Source organism: Microcoleus sp. C2D2 (assembly GCF_036702495.1).
Lineage (GTDB): Bacteria > Cyanobacteriota > Cyanobacteriia > Cyanobacteriales > Microcoleaceae > Microcoleus.
This window is the reverse complement of sequence record NZ_JAUBTO010000165.1, coordinates 10,917-11,212: the sequence shown is the minus strand read 5'-3', so window position 1 is coordinate 11,212 and position 296 is coordinate 10,917. Positions and strand designations below refer to the sequence as shown.

Below are 296 nucleotides of genomic sequence, written 5' to 3'. Positions count from 1 at the left end.
ATTACAGTCCTTTCTGGAATTGTTGGCGGAATTATTACAGTCCTTTCTGGAATTGTTGGCGGAATTATTACAGTCCTTTCTGGAATTGTTGGCGGAATTATTACAGTCCTCTCTGGAATTGTTGGCGGAACTATTACAGTCATCTCTGGAATTGTTGGCGGAACTATTACAGTCATCTCTGGAATTGTTGGCGGAAATATTACAGTCCTCTCTGGAATTGTTGGCGGAATTGTACCCGTTGTCTGCGGAATTGTTGGGGGAATTGTACCCGTTGTTGGTGTTGGCGTTGGATTCGG

1 protein-coding gene is annotated in these 296 nt (G+C 43.9%); it reads left to right on the top strand.

The features are described 5' to 3' along the window. On the top strand, window positions 1-296 hold a 296-nt coding region (locus tag QUB61_RS32805; protein ID WP_333190293.1), incomplete at both ends, for a hypothetical protein.